Genomic DNA, 21,222 nt, shown 5'->3' on the forward strand with positions numbered 1-21,222 from the left:
CGCACTGCCGTCGCGGGCCGGCAGGCCGCCCGCCGCAAGCGGGCTCTCCAGCTTGAGGAGATCGACGCAATATTCCGGCTTGGCAAACTCGCGCACGCTGTCGATGACGAGGCCTGGCAGCTTGCCGGGCGATTCCACATAGTCCGCGGTGTGATTGGCGCTGCCGAGGAACGGATAGACCAGCAGCTCAAGGACGTAGGGAATGTCGTGGCGGGCGCAGTCCTCGCCGACCTCACGGACGAAGCGCTTCTGATGCTCGTTGACCGCGGCATCGGCGTCCGGCCGGTACCAGGCCAGCACCTTGACGGCGTCGCCGCCCATCGCGCGGATCTTCTCCACGCTCCAATTGGTGATCGCCCGCGACTTGCGGCCGCCCGCGGTTTCTTCAACGCGGTGCTCCTCCAGCGTCATGATCAAGCCGCAGCGCGGCGGCAACAGATCGATCGCCGCGGGCACCGCGAAATTCGGGTCGAACAGCATCGAGCTGCAATGCGGCGCGAGGTTCTCGACAAGAAGGCGCTTCGCCGCCGTGACGTCGGAATATTCGACCTGCTCCCGGGTGATGCCTTTTGCTTTCGCGATGGCATCGAACAATGGCGGCCGCTGGTCCAGCGCGACCATGCGAAAGTGGCCCTCCGCGTCAGCAAGCCGTGCCAGGCCACGGTTCTTTCCAATCGTTCTCATGGCGTCGTCCTCATGAATGCAAGACACTCGTTGATATCAGGGATTCCATTGCGGCCACCGGCGTGGCGGCATTTCATGGCGGCTGTCGCCGCCGAAAACGCCATGGCTGCGCGCGCATCGAGTCCGACGCCGATCGCAAGCGCATAGGCGCCGTGGAACACGTCGCCGGCGCCTGTGGTGTCGACGACCTCGACGGCATAGGCCGACTGCCGGTGCAGCTCGCCGTTCTCGTACCAGCTCACGCCCCCCTCGCCCCGCGTGACGGCGATGACGCGGCAACCGAAGCGCGCGAGCGCGGCGAGTGATTCATCTTTGGCCGATCCGGCAAAGGCGGTGAGCGCAGGTTCGGAGAAGATGGCATGGTCTGTGAGTGGCAGCAGCCGTTCGAACACCTCGGCATCGGCCATATCGCCGTCGAGCACCGTTGGAATGCCGCGCCTTCGGGCTTCGCGGAACAGCGTCGCTGCGCCCTCGACCCAGCGCGGATCCGCCAGCACGGATGATGCGCGAGCGACGGCTTCAAGCGGAAGCCAGTCCGCAGCTTCCGGATAGAGGCCGCGGAAGTTGACGATCTGGCGTTCACCGGAACTGTCGACGATGATCCCGGAGACCGACGAGCGGCCCTCGGGAAACAGCCGGAAGTTCTCGACATCGACGCCTTCGGTGATGAAGGCCGATCTCATCTCATGTCCTGCGGCGTCGTTCCCTGCCCGCCCCCAGAACGCGACGGACCCGCCAAGATTTGCTATCGCGACCGAAGCGTTGGCAGACATCCCGCCGCCGAGCGTGCCGTAACCGGTTGCCTTGATCTTCTCACTTCCACCCGCGAATGGACGATCGACGCGCCAGACCTGGTCGAGCGCGGACAGGCCAAGGCAGATCACATGCACCGGCCTTTCCCGCGACGCGACGCCCGCCAGTGCCGACCAATCACCGATGTCCGCCGACCCGCTCACCGCAAAACCTGCCCGTTGGAGGCATCGAATAGATGCGTCTTGCCCGGCTGCGGCCGCAAGCTGATGCGATCGCCGACCTTCGGCCGCAGCGACGGATCGACCCGCGCGATCGCGGAGACGCCGGCGAGATCGAAATGGATCAGCGTATCCGATCCAAGCGGCTCGACCAGCTTGACGTTGACGGCAATGCCGTCGGCGACCTCCGTGGTCACGGCGAAATGCTCAGGGCGAATTCCGAGCACTGCATTGCCCGCCAGCCTGAGACGGCCTGCGCTCTCGCCTTCCAGCGGCACCACCATCCCGCCTTGCGAGAGGATCGCGCGCTCCTGCTGCCACTCGACCGGAAAGAAGTTCATGGCGGGCGAGCCGATGAAGCCGGCGACGAACTGATTGGCGGGTCGTTCGTAAACGGTCTCGGGTGTGTCGTATTGCTGGATCGTGCCGCTCTGAAGCACCACGATCCGGTCGGCCATGGTCATGGCCTCGATCTGGTCGTGGGTGACGAAGACCATGGTGGTCTTCAGTTCCTGCGACAGTGCCTTGATCTCGGCCCGCACCTGCCCACGCAGCTTTGCGTCGAGATTGGACAGCGGTTCGTCGAACAGGAACGCCTTGGGATTGCGCACGATGGCGCGGCCCATGGCGACGCGCTGGCGCTGGCCGCCGGAGAGCTCCTTCGGCTTGCGGTCAAGATAGGGTTCGATGTGCAAGAGCGCCGCGGCGCGCTTCACGCGCGCGTCGATCTCGGCCTTCGACACCCCACGCAGCTCCAGCGCAAAGGACATGTTGTCGTAGACCTTCATGTGCGGATAGAGCGCGTAGTCCTGGAACACCATTGCGATGTCGCGGTGGGCGGCCTGCACGCCGTTGACGCGCTTGTCGCCGATATAGAGCTCTCCCGAAGAAATCGGCTCCAGGCCGGCGATGATGCGCAGCAAGGTGGATTTGCCGCAGCCGGACGGGCCGACGAACACGACGAATTCATGGTCCGCGATCTCCAGATTGAGATCGGGGATCACGGTGAAATTGCCGTAGCGCTTGACGAGGTTGCGGATCGAGATCGAGGCCATGATCGCTCAGTCCAGCGCCAGTACAGGCTTGATCAGCTCGCCCTTGGCGAAGCGGGCGAAATTCTCTGGTAGCGCCGAGAGACCGAACTCGCCGTCGACGAGGACGCGGTATTCGTCCTTGTACTTGCGCAGCAGCTCGACATTCGGCTCGAAATCGGAAACCGGGAAGTAGAAGGTCCGGATCATGTAGAAATCCTTGCGGCGGAACACCTTGCCTTCCTCGATGGTCCAGGGCGCGGCGTTCTCGCCGACCAGCACCAAGGCGCCGCGCGGCAGCACCAGCTCGATGCCGAGGTTGCGCGCGGCATGGGCACCGGAGCATTCCATGATCAGGGCGAAGCGCTTCGAGGTATCGCCGACCGGATGCGCCTTCGCGCCGAACGATTGCGCGATCTTGAGTCGCGTCGCGTTGGGATCGGCGACGTGAACGTCGTCATAGCCGAGCGCGCGAAGCGCCAGCACGACGCCGAGGCCGACGGGCCCTGCTCCCATCACGAGAACCGGCCCGGCCTCGGCCGGCGGCACGACGCGGCTAACGAAACGCACGGCGTGGCCCGAGGTGCCGATGGTGTCGAGCAGCAGCGGCGCGAGGCTGTTCTCGATATCGTCAGGCACCGGCAGCAGGCAGTTTTCCGGCACCGGCACATATTCGGCATACCCACCCGGCCTGTTCCAGCCGATCAGGCTGGAGACTTGCAGGCACATCTGGGTGTCGCCGCGCTTGCAGGCGGCGCAGCGGTCGCAGTGCAAGGGGATATAGACGGCGCAGCGCCAGCCATGCAGACGGTGACCCGGCTGCTCGACCACGCCGAAGATCTCGTGGCCAGCGGTGAATTCGGCGCCCTTGTGCCAGAGCTTGAAGTCCGAGCCGCACAGCGCAGTGCGGGAGACGCGCACCAGCACCTCGCCTGTGCCGATTTCGGGCATCGCCACGCGCTCGATGGTGATGCGATCGTTGCCGTGGAAGACCGCGGCCTGCATGATCGAATTTGGACGGGGTGATACATTCATCAGAGACCTAGCCTTTCACCGCGCCGAGCGTCAGTCCGGAAACGAGCCAGCGCTGAACCAGGGCCGCCAGCACCAGCGGCGGCAAAGCGATCAGCGTCGCCGCAGCCATCAGGGCGCCCCATTGCGTCGACCCTTCGCCGATGAAGTTGAAGGCCGCCGCGATCAGCGTCTTGGTGTCGCCATTGGAGAGCACCAGCGCAAACAGGAAGTAGTTCCACGAGAACACGAAGGCGAGGATCGCCGACACCGCGACGCCGGATGCCACCAGCGGCAGTGCGATGCGCCAGAGGATGCGCGTGACGCTGCATCCGTCCACCTGCGCCGCTTCGAACACGCTGCGAGGAATGCCGTCGAAGGAAGGCAGCAAAACCCAGATCACGATCGGTAATGTGATCACGGCGTGGCTGAGGATCAGCGCGGTATAGGAGCCGATCATGCCGACCTGCCGGAACATGACGTACCACGGCAGCAGGAACAGCGTGCCGGGCGCCATGCGCGCCGCCAGCGTCAGGATCGCCGGCCAGGAAATCCGCGTCCAGGAGACGGCAAAGGCGGCGGGGATCCCAAACAGCAGCCCGAGCGCGGTCGAGCCGACGGTGACGATGACGCTGTTGAGCGCGTAGCTCAGGAATGGCGTGGTCCTCGTCAGCTCGACATAGTTCTCCAATGTCGGCGTGAAGATCAGCGCCGGCGGATAGGCGGTGACCTCGAAGGACGGCTTGAACGAGGACAGCACCATCCAGACCGTCGGGGTCATGATGATGATGCCTGCAAGCACGAGCTGCACCAGATTGAGCCAGCGGATCCAGCGGTCGGTATTGGCGGCATCGGTCATGGCGTCACCAGGCCACCGCGCCGCGCAGGCGGTTGAAGGCGAGCACGGCGCCGAATACGATGGCCGTCAGCGTCAGCATCAGGGCGCTGGCATAGCCGATGTTGAAGAATTCGAAACCGACGCGGAAGCCGTAGATGTTGAGCGTGTTCGAGGCGTTGCCCGGGCCGCCCTGGGTGGTGATGTAGATGATGTCGAAGAACCGCAGCAAGTCGACGCTGCGCAGGATCGCCGCGGTGACGATGGTCGGCAACAGCAGCGGCAGCGTGATGCGCTGGAAGGTCTTGAACGGCGATGCGCCGTCGATCTGCGCGGCCTCATAGACGCTCGGCGGCAGCGATTGCAGGCCGCCGAGCACGATCAAGGCGACGTAGGGCGTCCACTGCCAGCTGTCTATCAGAGCAACCGTCGGAATGACCCATGTCGGCGACGCCAGCCAGTCCGACGGCGGCAGGCCGAATGATTGCAGGACATAGTTGGCTGCACCCAGCGACGGATCGAGGATCACCAGCCACATCATGCCGGCGACCACCGGCGGCATCATGAAGGGCGAGATGAACAGCGAGCGCACGATCCCCGGCAGGCGCTTGGCGTGAAACAGCACCAGCGCGAGCCAGACGCCGAAGACGAGCTGCAGCACCAGCGACAGCACATAGAGCGCGATCGTCACCCACAGCCCGTGCCAGAACTCGTAGTCGGAGACCAGCCTGGAATAGTTGGCAAGGCCCGCGAAGGACTGCTTGCCGGTCGAGGAGAAGTTCTGGAAGCCGAGCCAGACCGTATAGACGACGGGAAACGCGATCATCGCGACCGTGAAGATCACGGCCGGCGCGGAGAGCGCCGACATTTCCAGCCTCTGCCGGTCCTGCGCGAGTGTCGCAGCCGCATCAGACATGCGTCCGTTTCCTTGGAAGTGAGGAGGTGCCGACAGGCAGCAAGCCCGCCGACCTTGAGCCGTTACTTCTGCGCAATCAGCGCATCGAGCGCCTTGTCGGCATCCGCGCAAGCCTGCTCGATCGGCTTCTGCTTCAGGATCAGATCCTGCACCGCCTGGCCGATGAACTCGCGCGATTCCGGGTTCGCAACGATAGGATAGCCGACCTCGGACGAGCCCTTGGTGGCGAGCACGTCGAGCGCGGCCTGCCATTCCTTGCGGACCGGCTCCTCGTCGATCCACTTACGATACTCAGGGTCCTTGGCGACAGACGGACGCGGCGGGGCAATGCCTTGCAGCGCCATCTTCTTCTGCACCTCGGGGCTGCTCGCCCATTGCACGAAATACCAGGCTGCCTCCGGCTGCTTGCTGTGCGAGGATACCGCCATGCCCCAGCCGATCGTGGTCGGCACCTGGCCGGCCTCGCCTGCCGGGAACGGCAGCAGGCCGGTGTCCTTCAGCCGGGCGCCGCCTTCCATCACCGTGCGCAGCTCATTGGACGATTCAAACGCCATCGCCGCGCGGCCGCTGCGATAGAGCGCCGAAATCTGCTGGAAGCTGTAGTTCACGACGCCGGGCGGTCCGAAGTCGCGCAGCAGCCGGCTATAGGTGTCGAGCGCTTCCTTGCCCTTGGCCGAGCAGAGGTTCGACTTGCCGCTGGCGATGTAGCTGCCGCCGATATTGTGCAGCATGTTGCTGAAGGTGTAGGCGATCGCGGGCTTGAGGCCGCGCGAGACGAACGGCGTCACCGCGCTGTCGCAAGTCTTGATTTTGCCAGCTGCAGCTTCGACCTCCTTGATGGTCTTCGGAGCCTCGATGCCGCACTTCTTGAAGATGTCGGTGCGGTAATAGAAGATCGGACCTTCTATGTTCATCGGCATGCTGGTCAGCTTGCCGCCGAAGGTCGCAGCCTTCAGCAGCGCCTGGCTCAGCCCTGCCGGGTCGTAGTCCTTGGCGACGTCGGTCTTGGCCATCGTCGTGAGATCGCCGTACCAGCCGGCGGCGGCAAACTGCTCGCCCTCGCGGGAGGGCAGCGTCATGAACACGTCGACCTCGTCGCTGTTCGCGTTCATGACGGTGACCAGACGCTGGCGCATCTGCTGTTCCTGATAGCCGTCGACCTTCAGGGTCATGCCGGTCAGCTTCTCGAAATCGGCTTTGTAAGTCAGCAGCGCCTGCGCGACCGGATTGTTGTTGGCGAGAAAGGTGACGGTCTTGCCCTTGAACTTCATCCAGTCGAAATCGGCGGCATGCGCTTGCGCGCTGGCGGCGGCAATCGCGAGAACGGGCAACGCGACGTGGGTCGCGAGCATCCTGACCTTCATTGAACTCTCCTCCCGGCTGGCCGCCTTAAGCCGGCGAACCATTTTGAACATCTTCGAGCACAATTTGAAAACGGTTACAAAATAGACCTCAGCCCAGCCGTGTCAAGCGATGGACAGATCGCGCAATCTACCGCAGACTAGGACCATTATCGCGAGCACGCGGCGCGATCCGCTAGATGTAACGTTACATTCATGAGATTGACCAACGCCAAGTCCGTCAAACAAGGCATCCGCGCCGTTGCGGCCCGCGCTGGCGTTTCAACCGCCTCGGTCTCGCGCGCCCTCAACAATCCGGACGCGGTGAGCCCTTCCCTGCGCGCGCGGATCGAGCAGGCCATCGACGCACTCGGTTACATCCCGCATGCGCCGGCGCGCATCCTGTCGTCGCGCCGCTCGCGCACGCTTGGCGCGATCGTGCCAACGATCGACAACACGATGTTCGCGCGCGGCATCGCCTCACTGCAGCAATATCTATCGTCAGTCGGATACATGCTGTTCCTCACCACGAGCGGATATGACCTCGATGTCGAATTGCAGCAGGCGCGCAATCTGATCAGCCGCGGCGTCGACGGGCTGGTGCTGCGCGGCGATTGCCATCACGACGGATTGCGTAAGCTGCTTGCCGACAACAAAGTGCCCTTCATCAATGTCGGCATCTACCAGCCCGACAGGCCCTACCCTTGCGTCGGAACGGACAACGAAGCCGCAGCCCACCGCGCCGCCGCCCACGTCATCGAGCTCGGTCACCGCCGCATCGGAATCGTCTCGGCGCTCCAGCGCAACAACGACCGCGCGAGCGCCCGCGTCACCGGCTTTCGCCGCGCGCTGACGGAGAACGGCATCGAGCTTCCTCCGCAATGGCACGTCGAGGTGCCCTATACGCTGGACGATGCGCGCGAGGCGGCCCGCTATCTCCTCAACCTCAAGGACCGCCCAACAGCCGTGGTGTGCGGCAACGACGTCATCGCCTACGGCGTGTTGCTCGAGGCGGAGCGCGACGGGTTCTCCGTGCCGCGCGATCTGTCGGTGGTCGGCTTCGACGACCTCGACTGGAGCCGCCATTTGCGCCCGAGCCTCACCACGATCCACGTTCCGACCGGAGAAACCTGGCAGCGCGCAGGCGAATATCTGGTGCGGAGCCTCGCCGGCGAGCAGACCATCATGCATCGCGAGATCGATTTCTCGCTGGTGGTCCGCGAATCGACGGCTCCGCCTCCGAAATCCCTGAAATGAGACGCGTCCGATGAACTCGAACTTTTCCCTTGCACCCGGCTTTCATGCCGTCGTGATCGGCGGCGCTGGGGACATTGGCGCCGCAATCAGCAATCAATTTTGCGATCTCGGCGCGACGGTCACCGCAACGGGCGCGAACGACGCCGATCTGGCCCGCACCCTGCTGAAGCCGCGCGCCGGACTCACGCTCGCGACGCTTGATGTCACCGACGACGCCGCCGTCACGTCCTTCGCCCTGCAGCACAAGCGCGTCGACGCCCTCGTCAATTGCGCCGGGATTCTCGCGCGCGACAAGGAGTTCGAGATCGAGACCTTCATGAAGGTCCTCGACGTCAATCTCACCGGCACGTTCCGCACCTGCATGGCATTCCATCCGCTGCTCGCGCAGACGAGGGGCTCGATCGTCAACATCGCTTCGATGAATGCGACGCTGGCGCTGCCACGGATTCCCGCCTATTGCGCCAGCAAGGGCGGCGTCGTGATGCTGACCAAGGCGCTGGCTCTGAAGTGGGCCGAGGACGATATCCGCGTCAATGCCGTTGCGCCCGGCTACATCGAAACGGCGATCAATGCCGCGGGCCGCACCGATCGCGCCCACTATCAGCGCATTGCCGACCGCACCGCGTTCAAGCGATGGGGGCGGCCGGAAGATATCGCCGGTGCGGTTGCTTTCCTTTGCATGCCGGCTTCGCGATACGCGACCGGAACAGTGGTCGCGGTGGACGGAGGGTTTCTCGCGGGATGAGGCCCATCGCGCCTACGGCCAGCGCTACGATTTTGCCGTACCTGGTTCGGCCATCTTGCGATGCTGCTTTGCCAGCACCTCGTTTGGCGTGACGTTGGCGACCGTGGTCTGGATCTTGTTCTTCAGCCCGGTGACGATATCGGAGTCCCCGCGCAGCATCGCATCGACGCCCGCCTTGGCGACATCGTAGGCGCCGTCCTTCTTCTCGGTGCCTACCTTGGTATCCATCATCTCGGCGCGGCGAAAGAACTCGGTGTCGGTGGCGCCGGGCATCAGGCAGGTGACGGTGACGCCGCTATCGCGCAGTTCTTCGCGCAGCGCGAACGAGAATGAATCGAGGAACGCCTTCGAGGCATTGTAGGCTGCCTGAAAGCTGCCGGGCGTGAAGCCGGCGATCGAGCCCGTGATCAGGATCCGCCCGGAGTTGCGCCGGAGCATCTCGTTGCCGACACGATGGATCAGGTAGAGCGTTCCGGTGATGTTGGTGTCGACGAGGTGCCTCACCCTGGCAAAATCCTGATCAAGGAAGGCCTTGCCCAGCCCAATGCCGGCATTGGCGAGCAGCGCATCGATCGGCCGGTCGCCGACCGCGGCGCAGAGCTTGTCGACGCCTTCGGTGGTGGAAAGATCGGCCTCGACCGGCTCGACGCTGACGCCGAGCCGGCGCAGATCGACGGCCACTCGTTCGATCTGGGGCTCGTCGGCGGCGATGACGAGGTTGAATCCTGCCTGGGCGCTGCATCGTGCGAGTTCCAGGCCAATACCGGTGGAGGCGCCGGTGACGACGGCGAGTTGATTGGCGGGCATGAGCGTGTCCTCGCTTGACTGTCGATCACGTCCAATCGCTGCCCTGCTCTCTCGTTCCAAATTTGCACGCGCCGGTGCGGTGCGAGATTTGCGCGCGGCGATAGCAACCATCGTTCATTCCTGGACTTAAGTGCCAACTGGTTCAGCCCGGAGGACGGATGATGAAGGCGCTGGTTTGGCACGGCAAGGAGGATATCAGGTGCGACACCGTCACCGATCCGGAGATCCAGGATCCGCGCGACGCCATCATCAAGGTCACGAGCTGCGCCATCTGCGGATCCGACTTGCACCTGTTCCACAATTTCATCCCGGGTATGTTGCCCGGCGACATCATGGGCCACGAGACCATGGGCGAAGTGGTCGAGGTCGGCTCCGGCGTCGACGGCAAGCTGAAGAAGGGCGACCGCATCGTCGTGCCCTTCACGATCATTTGCGGCGAATGCGACCAGTGCAAGCGCGGCAATTTCTCCGTCTGCGAGACCACCAACCGCAAGCGGCATCTCGCAGACAAGGTGTTCGGACACACGACCGCCGGCCTGTTCGGCTACACGCATCTGACCGGCGGCTATCCCGGCGGACAGGCCGAATATCTCCGCGTGCCCTTTGCTGACGCCACCCACATCAAGGTGCCCGCCGGCATCCCCGACGAACAGCTCCTGTTCCTCAGCGACATCTTCCCGACCGGCTGGCAGGCTGCCGTGCAATGCGACATCGAGCCGACCGACACGGTCGCGATCTGGGGCTGCGGTCCCGTGGGGCAGATGGCGATCCGCAGCGCGATCCTGCTCGGCGCCAACCAGGTGATCGCGATCGACTGCCTGCCCGAGCGGCTCAGCATGGCGGAAGCCGGCGGCGCCACCACGATCAACTTCGAGAGTGAGAGCGTCCTCGAGCGGCTCAAGGAACTGACCGACGGCAAAGGCCCCGAAAAATGCATCGATTGCGTCGGCATGGAATCGCATGTGATGGCATCCCTGCCCGATACGCTGCTCGACCGCGCCAAGCAGATGGTGATGGCGGAGAGCGACAGACCGCATGTGCTGCGCGAGATGATCTATGTCTGCCGTCCGGGTGGCGTGATCTCCGTCGCCGGCGTCTATAGCGGCCTCTCCGACATGCTGCCCATGGGCGCCTTCATGAACAAGGGCCTGACGATGCGAACCGGCCAGACCCACGTCAACCGCTGGACTGACGACCTGCTCCGCCGCATCGAAGAGGGCGAGATCGATCCGTCCTTCGTCATCACCCACACCGTCCCGCTCGAACAGGGACCGGAGATGTACCAGGTGTTTCGCGACAAGCGAGACTCCTGCGTCAAGGTCGTACTGAGGCCCTGAAGGAGCAAGCCATGTTTCATTTCTCCAACATCGTGCGTACCAAGGGCGACCCGAAGATCATCGAGGGCGGCCCGAGCCTGAAACGCCCCGAGGATCTGCTGGCACGCGCGCTCGGCTGGTTCAGCATCGGTCTCGGCGTCGTCGAGTTTCTCACGCCCCGACGCGTTACGGAAACGCTGGGCATGGAAGGCCATGAGACCATGGTCCGCGCCTTCGGCGTCCGCGAGATCCTGGCCGGGATCATGTCGCTGTCCGTCGACAAGAACGCCGGCCTGTGGGCCCGCGTGGGCAGCGACGGCCTCGACGCCGCTGCGCTGCTCTCGGGGCTGACGCCGGACAATCCCAAGAAGGGCAATATCGCGTTGGCGCTGTTGATGGTCGGCGGCCTCGCCATGCTCGACTACCGCGCCGCGCAGGACACCAAGCCACGGCGCCCGCCGCGCGATGCACGGCGCAAGCTATATCCCAACCGCAGCGGCTTTCCCAAGGGCATCGAGAGCGCCCGAACCGCGGCAAGGCAGATCGCAGCACAGGCCAAGCCTGACGGGGTGAAGCAAGGCAATGAGCGAGTTCAGTGACGAAGCTGCGTGGTGGCAATCCGCCGTCATCTACGAGATCGCACTGATTTCCTTCCAGGACTCGAACGGCGACGGCAAGGGTGACCTCGCCGGCTTGATGTCTCGCACCGACTATCTGAAATGGCTCGGCGGGGACGCCGTGTGGCTGACGCCGATCTACAAGAGTCCCTTCCGTGACCTCGGCTACGACATCTCCGACTATTGCTCCATCGATCCCACCTTCGGCAGCCTCGACGAGTTCGACCGCCTGCTCGAGACGCTACACGCCGCGGATATCCGTCTGATCCTCGATCTCGTTCCCAACCACACCGCTGACGATCACGCATGGTTTGTCGAGAGCTCGAGCTCGCGCAACAGCGCCAAGGCCGACTGGTACATCTGGGCTGATCCCGCCGAGAACGGCGGCCCGCCCAATAACTGGCTGAGCCGCTTCGGCGGCAGCGGCTGGGAATGGTGCGAAGCGCGGCGGCAATATTACTATCACTCCTTCCTCGTCGAGCAGCCCGACCTCAACTGGCGCAATCCCCAGGTTCGGGCCGCGATCGCGGATGTCATGCGCTTCTGGCTCGACCGCGGCGTCGACGGCTTCCGCGTCGACGCCAGCGCGGTCCTGATCAAGGACGAGCTGTTGCGCGACAATCCGCCGAACCCGCAGGCCGACGGCAAACCACCGCCACAGCGACAGACGCCCGTCTTTACCGCCGACCGGCCGGAGGCGATGGACTGCATCGAGTTCATTCGGGAAGTGATCGACAGCTATTCGGGACGAATGTTGTGCGGCGAGGTGCAGGGCAAGACCGACCGCATCGGGCACTTCTACAGCAACGACCGGCCGCGGCTGCATCTGCCGCTCAATTTCGCCCTACTCGACTCGACGTGGAACGCCTTGTCGCTGCAAGCGGCGATCGACGCGTATTTCCACGCCCTCCCTGAACATGCCTGGCCAGTGGGTGATCGGCGGCCACGACAAGCAGCGGATCGCGAGCAAGATCGGCGAGCCGCAGATGCGCGTGCTGGCGACGCTGCTGATGACGCTGCGAGGAACGCCGTTCTTTTTCATGGGTGACGAGATCGGCCGCAAACGCGTTCCCATTCCGTCGGACCGCGTCCGCGATCCCTTCGAGCGGCTGGTGCCGGCACACGGACTTTGCCGCGATCCCGAACGCGCGCCGATGCGGTGGGACGGCAGCGCCGGCGGAGTATTTACCGATGGTGACCCATGGCTGCCGCTCGAGCCCGGCGGGACGCCCAACGTGGCCGAGCAACGGGGCAGCGAGCGGTCGGTGCTCGCGCTGTTTCGCGCATTGATCACGTTGAGGCACGAACATGCGTGCTTGCGTCAGGGTGGCTATGCGCCGCTGCGATCCCAGAACGATGTTCCGCCTACAGGCGGACCGACGGCCGGTCTGAAATCCTGATCGTGCTCAATATCGCCGCCGAGCCGAGAAAATGGCACTGGCTCGGTCGTGGTCGCCTGCTGATGTCGACGGATCTCGACCGGCCATCGGAAACATTGCCGGAGGCATCAATCCTGCTGCGGGGCAATGAAGGCGTGATCACTCGACGCCAGGTGAGACCCACAGGAACTAACCGCACGGCAGAGAGTCTCACCAACGCTTCCGGTGTCCCCCTGCTGCCGGAGGCCGACTGGACCAAACCGCCACGGCGCTCACCCCTTCAAGCGCCGGGGCTGCGGCATGAGTGCGGAGATAGATCATGGGCAAGACGAAGGATCTTCAGCGACGGATCGTCGGCAAGACCAGGCAAGCCATCGGCGAGATCATCGGCGACCAGGATCTCCACGATGACGGCAAGGCGCAAGCGCAGCGCGGCCGCGACGAACAGGTCAAGCAGGACAAACAGGACAAGCCGAGCGCGCTCAATCCACTGAAGAAACTCAAGCAGCTCACGTGACCGCCGGGTCGCAACCGGCGCATTGCTCTGCAGGGCGGCGTATTGACGAAAGCGCATCGTACGTCACCGGCGGACGGCGGCGATCGCGCTGGATCGCGGCGGCCGAGCTCGGCCTGATCAGCAGCACCTTCTCGACCATCGTCAGCCAGCTCTTCGCCGCCCGGATCGGCCGCAATGCGGCGGTCGACTGGATGACGGTCGCCGCCATCCCTGCACGGGACTGGGCCATCAGCGCGGAGCCGTCGTGGCACGCGATCCTTGTCGGGATCGCCTTCCACCAATGGGCGGATTTCTCCTGGGCGCTGTTGTTCTTCGGCGTGCTCGGGCGCTGGACCGCCGACCTGCGCCCGCAGACGATCCTGCTGCTCGCACTGCCCTGGGCCGTGTTCTCTTCAAGCTTGGAATGGTTCGTGCTCGTACCGCTGTTTCCGTTCCGGCAGCCGCTGTTCACGCTACAACAGCCCTATTGGATCGGATTGCTGGTCCACGGTTCCTCGGCCGTGATGTATCCCCTGTTCGCCGGGCTGCGCTGGAGGCGTGGCCATGCGCCGGAACACGACGTCCGCTTCACCAATGCTTGGACCACAGGCGCACTCGGCGTGGTCGCGGTGCTTGGAACAAGCGCATTGTTCGGCGGCCATGGCTACGAGCCGCCGTGGATCGGCCATGTCAGGGATGCGGACCAGACCTATATCCGCCATATGACGGCACACCACGCCCAGGGCATCGAGCTGGCGCGGATTGCCGTCAGGCGCGCGCAGGCCCCGCATCTGCAGAAGCTCGCAATGCTGATGGTCGCGAGCCAGTCGGGCGAGAACCGGATTTTCGAGAACTGGTGGCTGAGCTGGTTCGACACCGAGATGCCCGATTGCAGCAGGGAGGAGCGTGCCGCCATGCCCGGCTTTCTGACGGCCGTCGAGATGCGAGAGGTCAAGACTGCGCCGCCCGATCAGTTCGATACGGTGTTCTTGGAGATGATGAGCAAGCATCACAGGGGCGCGGTCAGGATGGCAGACCAGATGTGGCACAGTCAGGGAGATCCGCGCCTGCGCATCATGGCGCACGCCATTCGTCACGAGCAGCAGGGTGAATTCGCGCTGATGCTCGGCGCGAACGGCATTGCCGCCGTCACCACCGCCTTCCACAACATGCTCGGCGACAAAGTCAATTGAGCGACGGAATTTCGCGCCGAACGCGCCTCTCCTCGCTCGGCGGGAGCCCTGAGCATTGCAGGTCGCCGGGGCACGTTTCCGCGGTGCATTGGCGATACATCCGTCAACCTATCACAGTTTAATGCTCGCTCCCCTCCCGATCGGCCAAGGTATGAAGCGGGCGGACCATCGGACATCAGATGCAGGCAGGATTTGCTGTCTCCAAGCTCGCCGATCGACTGACGAGCCTTGCCGAAATAACCAGCGACGATCTCGACCTCCTCGCGGATATGCCGAGCAGCATTGCCCATTTAGGCGCCCGTCAGGCCATCCTGCGGCACGGCGACGAGACAACCCGATGCTGCCTGCTGCTGTAGGGATATCTCTCCTGGCAGAATCCGGAGAGTCCGGACGGCCAGATTACCTCAATCTGCGTTCCCGGTGACATCGCGGACCCGCACACGCTCTACCGTCCCCGCATTGACGGCAATCTGATCGCGCTCGGCCCCGCCATCGTCGCTCTCGTGCCCCACCGCTACTTCACGAATTGGCGGCGCGCTCGCCAGCGATGTCGCGCGCCCTGCTGCTGATGCTGCTGACCGATCACGCCATCCAGCGAAACTGGACCATCAGCCTCGGCAGTCGAGACGCACTGACGCGCGTGGCGCATCTGCTCTCCGAGATCGCCGTGCGCCTGCAAAGCGTAGGGCTCGCCAGGGAGTTCCGATTGTCCTCGCCCTTCACCCAGTCCGACCTCGCAGCCGCTTGCAGCATCTCCCCGGTTCACGCCAATCGCAGGATCCAGGAGCTGCGCCGCTGCAACCTGCTGCAATGGCGGGGCAAGACCATCGCGATCACGGACTGGCGAGGCCTGGTCCGCCTCGCCGGCTTCAATCCGGCCTATCTGAGCATGCGGTCCGGAGAGGCTGTGCGGCCGCTACTCCCGAGACCGGTAGCTGCAGATATCGCGGTCGCTTGACCACTTTCAAGGCGCACATGCAGTGCGCTGCATACGTCGACGCGGATCTGCGCAATAGGAACAAACAGCAGCGGCGCCTATTGGAGACACATCTTCTACTGTCCTCCGACACCGAGAGCTCCCATGTATCACCACGTCAAGAAGTTGATGTTCACCGTTCGCGTCGATGAGCCGGACCCCCGTTTTGGCAACATGCTGCTGGAGCAATTCGGAGGCGCCAATGGCGAACTCGCAGCTGCAATGCAGTATTCGATACAGGGCCTGAACTGCGAGGATCCCGACCGCAAGGACCTCTTGATGGACATCGGCACCGAAGAGCTCAGCCATCTGGAGGTCGTCGGCACGCTCGCGCGGATGCACCTCAAGCCCTCGAAGTTCGATCGTCAGGCCGCCGAGGCCGATCCCCTGATCGCGATCGCGGGCGGTGGCGGGGTCAATCTCTTCAACTCCCAGGGCAATGCCTGGACCGCGGACTATCTGAAGATCACCGGGGAGCTCGACGTCGACCTGCGCAGCAATATCGCGGCGGAGGCGCGGGCGAAGATCGTCTATGAGCGGCTCATCAACTTCTGCGACGACGCCGGCACCAAGGACGCGCTGCAATTCCTGATGACCCGCGAGATCACGCACATGAAGGCGTTCGCGCTGGCACTCGAGAGCATGGGCAAGCCGTCGCTCAGCATCGGCCGTATCGCGCCGACTCCAGGCCTGGTCGACCAGTTCTTCAACGATTCGACCGGCAGCGGAGATCACGGCGAGATCGATACACGGGGGCCCTGGAACGAGGGTGGCGACTGGGTCTTCACGGACTCGCCCGCAATCCAGGCCGGCGAGCCCGGCCCCGCCACCGCCATCGTCACGGAGAGTTCGCCGCCGGTGGACGAGGCCGGTCTCGGCGATCTGCTGATCGAGGAGCTCCGCGACATCCTGCATGCGGAAAAGCAGCTGACCAAGGCGCTGCCCAAAATGGCGGAAGCTGCCCGCTTCGATCAGTTGCGCGAGCTGTTCGAACAGCATCTGGCAGAGACCGAGGCCCAGGTCGAGCGGATCAACGAGTGCTTCGAGATGCTCGGCAAGTCCGCACGGGCCAAGCCCTGCAAGGGGATGATGGGCCTCGTCGAGGAAGGCCAGGAGATCATGGCGGAAGGCGAGGACAAGGAGGACGCGGCCGCGGATCTCGCCCTGATTGGAGCAGCGCAGCGGGTCGAGCACTACGAGATCGCCGCCTACACGACGGCGCGCAATCTCGCCCAGCAACTTCGCCACAGCGCCATCGTCAGCCTGTTGTCGAAGTCGCTCGCCGAAGAGGAAAACTCAGATCAGCTGCTCAATCAGGTTGCACGATCGCTGATGTCGGTCGCGAAGATGCCGGCCGCGGTCGAGCAGACGGAGTAGCCTCTCACGGCGCTCAAGGCTAAATCAGCGGAGGTCCCTGTCGCAGATTCATGTGCCGGTTGACGTCCTTGTAAAGGAGATAGCGAAAACGGCCGGGACCTCCTGCGTAGCAGGCCTGCGGGCAGAAAGCGCGTAGCCACATGTAGTCTCCGGCCTCGACTTCCACCCAGTCCCGATTGAGGCGGTAGACCGCCTTACCCTCGAGGACGTACAACCCGTGCTCCATGACGTGCGTCTCGGCAAAGGGAATCGTGGCACCCGGCTCGAACGTCACGATATTGAGGTGCATGTCGTGGCGCATGTCGGCCGGATCGATGAAGCGTGTGGTTGCCCATCGCCCTTCCGTGCCCGGCATCGCCACGGGGGCGATGGCGCCTTCGTTGGTCACGATCGCCTCGGGCGCGGCCAATCCCGGCACGCGCTGGTACAGCTTGCGAATCCAATGAACCTGCGCAGGGCCCTCGCCGCGGTTGCGAATGCTCCAGGCGCAGCCGGGCGGCACATAGGCGAAGCTGCCGGGCCTCAGCTCATGCTCTCCATCCGCCAACTTGAGACTCAGCTTGCCGCCCACGACGAACAACCCGCCCTCGGCATCCTTCTCCGGCTCGGGCACATCACTTCCGCCGGCCGGCGCGATCTCCATGAGATAATGGGAGAACGTCTCGGCGAAGCCGGACAGCGGTCGCGCCAGGACCCAGACGCGCGTGTTGTCCCAATGCGGCAAATGGCTGACGACGATGTCGCGTTGCACGCCGTTGGGGATGACGGCGTATGCGTTGGTAAAGACCGCCCGGCCGCTCAGAAGGTCCGTCTGCGGCGGAAGGCCGCCCTGCGGTATGTGATAGGTTTGCGACGACATCATCAAGCCTCGTGAAACTTACCGGTGCGATGCGATCGACCCGAGATCGAGCTGCGTCTCCTGGCTCAGCCAATATTCTTCGAGATTATCGCCGTCCCCCGCCCGGTCGACAACCAGGAACGAACTTGCGTCCTCGAGAACCAGCAGCGGATGGTGCCAGCAGTTCCGGGCATAGTTTACCCCCTGGCGGCCATTTGCCGCGAACGCCCGATAGCTCGATGCCACCAGCGGGTCGGCGCAAACGACAACCAGCCAGCTCGCTCCGGTCAAGGGCATGAACATCTGGCTTCCGAGCGGATGGCGCTCCATCAGGCGGATGGCGATCGGCGCAGGCCGTTTTGAGGCGACAAACCAGCTGATGTTGATCTGTCCGCCTTCCGCGGCGACATCGATATTGGCGAGTCCATTATAGCGCTCGGCATATCCCTGGTTGATCGACAGGGGCGTCATCCCCTCCGTTTCGACGACGTCTCCGAACGGAGCGAACGCCCGCTTCGTCAAAGGTTCGATCGAGAGTGTCACCATCGCCAAGCTCAAATACCTCCAAGTTCAAAGGGTCTGCAGACCCGCGACGGAAGCCTCCGCACCGACTGGGTCGGCCCGCAGATCCTCTCCCGAAGGATCGACCTCGCCGTTCAGAATACGGTGCGCCTTGGCATGATCGAGGTCTCCCTCCCAGGAGGCGACGACGACCGTCGCAACGCAGTTACCAACATAGTTGCCGAGTGCGCGGGCGATGCCGATGAACCAGTCCACCGACAAGATAAGCACCAATCCGATCGCCGGGATGGCCGGAATGGCGGCCAGTGTCGCGGCGAGGACGACGATGGCCGAGCCCGGGACGCCATGAGCACCTTTGGAGGTCAGTAACGCGACGCCGAGGATAGCCAGGAGATCGCCCGTGGCAAGCGGCGTATTCGTCGCCTGTGCAATGAAGACGGCGGCCAGGGTCAGGTAGATGGAGAACGCATCCAGATTGAACGAGTATCCGGTCGGGATCACCAGACCGACGGTCGATCGCTTGATCCCGAGCAGCTCGAGCTTTCGCATGGTCTGCGGAAGCACGCTATCGCCCGCGGCCGTCCCGAGAACGATCAACAGCTCTTCGCGCAGATAGGCCAGCAACTTGAACAGACTGAAGCCGGAGAGCCGCATGATCGCGCCGAGCACGACGACCACAAACAGAACCACCGCGAGATAGAACAGGGCAACGAGGCCCCCGAGCTGCTTGAGCGAACCGATGCCGTATTTCCCGACGGTGAAGGCGATCGCACCGAAGACGCCGATCGGCGCGAGCCGGACGACGAAGTTCATCATTTTGAAGATGATCTCGTTCACCCGCTCGACGAAATCGACGACCGGCTTGGCGCGCTCGCCGCACAGTGACACAGCACAACCGAACATGATCGAGACGATCAGGACCTGCAGAACATCGCCGGAGCTGAAAGCTCCGACGAGCGTCGTCGGAATGAGCTTCATCAGGAATTCGGAGACGCCGCCGCCGGAGACCTGAGCCGCCGTCTGGCTGAACCCGCTGAGCGCCTTGGCATCCAGCGTCCTCGGGTCGATATTCATTCCTGCGCCTGGCTGGAAATAATAGGCGAGCGCAATGCCGAACACCAAAGCGATGGTGGTGACGATCTCGAAGTAGAGCAGCGATCGAATGCCGACCCTTCCAACCTTTGTGAGGTCACCGGCTGCGGAAATTCCGTGCACGACAACGCAGAACACGATCACGGGGACCAGCATCTTGATGAGCTTGATGAAGCCGTCACCCAGCGGCTTCATCTGCAACGCGATGTCCGGGTAGGCCACGCCGAGAGCAATCCCCGCGGCGAGTGCAATGACGACCTGGAAGAAGAGTGACTTGAAGATCCTGGGCATGGCTTTCCTCGCTCGCTGGGCTTCCATCTGGCTTGGTCGGCCGGAGCCTCCCGCCATTCTTGTCGTTGGCGGCGAGGTCGCCGCGTACGGAGCCTTTCGCGGCAAGACGCTGGAAGGCTCCATCGGTCATTCGTTGACCAGGTGCGACATCAAGTCCAATATATAGAGCGACACGATTGATAGGTTTTCGCTATGGATCTCCGCCAGCTCCGATACTTCATTGCGGTTGCCGAAGAGCGGAGCTTTACGCTCGCCGCCCGGCGGCTGAACCTCTCGCAGCCGCCGCTCAGCCAGCATATCCAGATCCTCGAGGCCGAGCTCGGGACCCAACTCCTCTACAGGACCAGCCGCAGGGTCGAGCTGACCCAGGCCGGTGAAGCCATGCTGGTGCGGGGACGCGCCATCCTGCAACAGGTCAAAGCCGCGGAGGACGAGGTTCGTTCGATTGGGGCCGGCCTGATCGGAACGCTGGATGTCGGAGCGACCGGCTCCATTCTGCGCGGCCGTCTCGCAGAGCTGCTCGCGGCCTACCGGGAGGTCGCTCCACGGGTCAAGATGACGGTGCATGAGCAGGCACCCGCGCTGCAGATCGCGGCGCTTCTCGGCCGCACCACCAACATCTGTCTCATTCGCGGCATTCCGGCCGAGCGCGACCTGACCAGCAAGCTTGCATGGCGGGAAGAGGTCGTTCTCGCAATGCCCGGCACCCATCGGCTGGCGGGCCGCAAGCGCATCGCCCTCGGTGACCTGGCATCGGAGGATCACGTCATCCTCGATCCCAATAGCTCCGACTTCGCACGATACGTGCAGACGTGCTGTGTCGATGCCGGCTTCCTGCCCAGAGTGTCCCAACAGGTCGTCGACGCCCAGTCGATCCCAAGCTTGATTGCCGCCGGTTTCGGCGTGGCACTCGTGCCGCAGTCGATTGCGCGATTCACAACAGCCGACATCGTATTCCGTCCGATCAGGCCCTCACCGCCCACGGCCGACGTGTTTCTGGTCTTCAGGGAGGACGAGACGTCGATGGTGGTGCACAATTTCGTCAAGCTGGCTCTGCGATACCTGAATCAGCGAAAGAGTGTGGGCTAACGCCCCGGGCGGCCGATGCCGGTCGCGCTTCCTCCGCATCGTCATTGCGGGCGCAGCGAAGCAATCCAGAATCTATTCCGTTGAGGATTCTGGATTGCTTCGTCGCAAGGGCTCCTTGCAATGACGGAGCAAGAGTGCCGTAGGGTGGGAAAAGCGAAGCGTGCCCACGTATCTTTCGCGACCGAGAGAGATCGTGGGCACGGCGCAAGAGCGCCTTTGCCCACCCTACGATATCGAGCTTGTGACACGCAGCTTGACTCACAAACATGACTCTTCGGCCTCGCGGCTTAAATCGCCCGAGCTTTGCTTGATCGCTCGACCCTCAAATCCAAGAGGGCGCAGGGAAGGCCGGGTGCCGGCTGGCACCCGCGGTCCGCTGCGCGAAACGCGCACGCAGGAAGAACCGCACAGCAGCATACAGGTGTCGCCGATCACTCGG

At 63.7% G+C, this 21,222-nt stretch carries 22 protein-coding genes and 1 pseudogene; 11 read left to right on the top strand and 12 right to left on the bottom strand.

Annotated elements, in window-relative coordinates:
- The 7 genes from MOV75_RS06385 to MOV75_RS06415 form a co-directional block, all read right to left on the bottom strand.
- Window positions 1–684: tagatose 1,6-diphosphate aldolase (locus MOV75_RS06385; RefSeq protein ID WP_247005237.1), on the bottom strand; the 684-nt coding region annotated here is incomplete at its 3' end.
- Window positions 681–1,574, bottom strand: a complete 894-nt coding sequence (locus MOV75_RS06390) for a sugar kinase (RefSeq protein ID WP_247005238.1) — start codon at window positions 1,572–1,574, stop codon at window positions 681–683. The genes MOV75_RS06390 and MOV75_RS06385, both read right to left, overlap by 4 nt.
- 62 nt (window positions 1,575–1,636) lie before the next feature.
- On the bottom strand, window positions 1,637–2,710 hold the full coding sequence (locus tag MOV75_RS06395) for an ABC transporter ATP-binding protein (RefSeq protein ID WP_246916457.1): 1,074 nt from the start codon (window positions 2,708–2,710) through the stop codon (window positions 1,637–1,639).
- A 6-nt stretch (window positions 2,711–2,716) separates the two neighbouring features.
- The gene (locus tag MOV75_RS06400) at window positions 2,717–3,721 is read right to left on the bottom strand and encodes a zinc-binding dehydrogenase (RefSeq protein WP_247005239.1); all 1,005 of its coding nucleotides are present in this window, start codon (window positions 3,719–3,721) and stop codon (window positions 2,717–2,719) included.
- Window positions 3,722–3,728: 7 nt separating this feature from the next.
- A complete protein-coding gene (locus MOV75_RS06405; RefSeq protein ID WP_247005240.1) occupies window positions 3,729–4,556 on the bottom strand; it encodes a carbohydrate ABC transporter permease in 828 nt (275 codons plus the stop codon).
- A 4-nt stretch (window positions 4,557–4,560) separates the two neighbouring features.
- Entirely contained in the window at window positions 4,561–5,448 is an 888-nt protein-coding gene (locus MOV75_RS06410; protein WP_247005241.1) for a carbohydrate ABC transporter permease, read from the bottom strand.
- A gap of 62 nt (window positions 5,449–5,510) precedes the next feature.
- Window positions 5,511–6,812: an ABC transporter substrate-binding protein gene (locus MOV75_RS06415; protein ID WP_247005242.1), complete on the bottom strand. Its 1,302-nt coding sequence runs from the start codon at window positions 6,810–6,812 to the stop codon at window positions 5,511–5,513.
- A 192-nt stretch (window positions 6,813–7,004) separates the two neighbouring features.
- On the opposite strand from MOV75_RS06415, the gene MOV75_RS06420 reads away from it, so the two are divergent.
- On the top strand, window positions 7,005–8,045 hold the full coding sequence (locus tag MOV75_RS06420; protein ID WP_246916467.1) for a LacI family DNA-binding transcriptional regulator: 1,041 nt from the start codon (window positions 7,005–7,007) through the stop codon (window positions 8,043–8,045).
- Between the two features lie 10 nt (window positions 8,046–8,055).
- Window positions 8,056–8,790: an SDR family NAD(P)-dependent oxidoreductase gene (locus tag MOV75_RS06425; RefSeq protein ID WP_246916469.1), complete on the top strand. Its 735-nt coding sequence runs from the start codon at window positions 8,056–8,058 to the stop codon at window positions 8,788–8,790.
- A gap of 24 nt (window positions 8,791–8,814) precedes the next feature.
- Here the strand turns inward: MOV75_RS06425 and MOV75_RS06430 are convergent, their stop codons facing one another.
- Window positions 8,815–9,597 (bottom strand): SDR family oxidoreductase, encoded by a 783-nt coding sequence (locus MOV75_RS06430; RefSeq protein WP_246916471.1) that lies wholly within the window; start codon window positions 9,595–9,597, stop codon window positions 8,815–8,817.
- Between the two features lie 161 nt (window positions 9,598–9,758).
- On the opposite strand from MOV75_RS06430, the gene MOV75_RS06435 reads away from it, so the two are divergent.
- From MOV75_RS06435 to MOV75_RS06470, 8 genes and pseudogenes are all read left to right on the top strand, one after another.
- Window positions 9,759–10,934 (top strand): zinc-dependent alcohol dehydrogenase, encoded by a 1,176-nt coding sequence (locus MOV75_RS06435; RefSeq protein WP_246916473.1) that lies wholly within the window; start codon window positions 9,759–9,761, stop codon window positions 10,932–10,934.
- 11 nt (window positions 10,935–10,945) lie between these two features.
- Window positions 10,946–11,512 (top strand): hypothetical protein, encoded by a 567-nt coding sequence (locus tag MOV75_RS06440; RefSeq protein ID WP_247005243.1) that lies wholly within the window; start codon window positions 10,946–10,948, stop codon window positions 11,510–11,512.
- A pseudogene (locus MOV75_RS06445) lies at window positions 11,496–13,070 on the top strand (alpha-amylase family glycosyl hydrolase); the annotation flags it as partial. The gene MOV75_RS06440 and the pseudogene MOV75_RS06445, both read left to right, overlap by 17 nt.
- A 158-nt stretch (window positions 13,071–13,228) precedes the next feature.
- Window positions 13,229–13,426, top strand: coding sequence for a CsbD family protein (locus MOV75_RS06450; protein ID WP_246916478.1), 198 nt, complete (start codon window positions 13,229–13,231; stop codon window positions 13,424–13,426).
- A complete protein-coding gene (locus MOV75_RS06455) occupies window positions 13,423–14,598 on the top strand; it encodes a DUF305 domain-containing protein (RefSeq protein WP_246916480.1) in 1,176 nt (391 codons plus the stop codon). Before MOV75_RS06450 ends, MOV75_RS06455 begins: the two co-directional genes overlap by 4 nt.
- Before the next feature lie 179 nt (window positions 14,599–14,777).
- Window positions 14,778–14,954, top strand: a complete 177-nt coding sequence (locus tag MOV75_RS06460) for a hypothetical protein (RefSeq protein ID WP_246916482.1) — start codon at window positions 14,778–14,780, stop codon at window positions 14,952–14,954.
- A gap of 191 nt (window positions 14,955–15,145) precedes the next feature.
- Complete coding sequence (locus MOV75_RS06465) at window positions 15,146–15,556, top strand: Crp/Fnr family transcriptional regulator (RefSeq protein ID WP_246916484.1); 411 nt, start codon at window positions 15,146–15,148, stop codon at window positions 15,554–15,556.
- Window positions 15,557–15,679: 123 nt separating this feature from the next.
- Window positions 15,680–16,951, top strand: a complete 1,272-nt coding sequence (locus MOV75_RS06470) for a DUF892 family protein (protein ID WP_246916486.1) — start codon at window positions 15,680–15,682, stop codon at window positions 16,949–16,951.
- Between the two features lie 19 nt (window positions 16,952–16,970).
- Here the strand turns inward: MOV75_RS06470 and MOV75_RS06475 are convergent, their stop codons facing one another.
- From MOV75_RS06475 to dctA, 3 genes are read right to left on the bottom strand one after another with little or no spacing between them, the layout of a single operon-like run.
- Complete coding sequence (locus MOV75_RS06475) at window positions 16,971–17,810, bottom strand: bifunctional allantoicase/(S)-ureidoglycine aminohydrolase (protein WP_246916506.1); 840 nt, start codon at window positions 17,808–17,810, stop codon at window positions 16,971–16,973.
- Between the two features lie 18 nt (window positions 17,811–17,828).
- On the bottom strand, window positions 17,829–18,335 hold the full coding sequence (locus tag MOV75_RS06480) for an ureidoglycolate lyase (protein WP_246916508.1): 507 nt from the start codon (window positions 18,333–18,335) through the stop codon (window positions 17,829–17,831).
- A 24-nt stretch (window positions 18,336–18,359) separates the two neighbouring features.
- Complete coding sequence (gene dctA / locus MOV75_RS06485; RefSeq protein ID WP_246916488.1) at window positions 18,360–19,694, bottom strand: C4-dicarboxylate transporter DctA; 1,335 nt, start codon at window positions 19,692–19,694, stop codon at window positions 18,360–18,362.
- Between the two features lie 192 nt (window positions 19,695–19,886).
- Between dctA and MOV75_RS06490 the strand changes: the two genes are divergently transcribed.
- Window positions 19,887–20,783 (top strand): LysR substrate-binding domain-containing protein, encoded by an 897-nt coding sequence (locus tag MOV75_RS06490; RefSeq protein WP_246916490.1) that lies wholly within the window; start codon window positions 19,887–19,889, stop codon window positions 20,781–20,783.
- 258 nt (window positions 20,784–21,041) lie between these two features.
- On the opposite strand, the gene MOV75_RS06495 is transcribed toward MOV75_RS06490, so the two are convergent.
- On the bottom strand, window positions 21,042–21,222 hold a 181-nt coding region (locus MOV75_RS06495), incomplete at its 5' end, for a hypothetical protein (protein WP_247005244.1).

The sequence above is a fragment of the Bradyrhizobium sp. PRIMUS42 genome (genome assembly GCF_023006515.1).
In the GTDB taxonomy this organism is placed as follows: domain Bacteria; phylum Pseudomonadota; class Alphaproteobacteria; order Rhizobiales; family Xanthobacteraceae; genus Bradyrhizobium.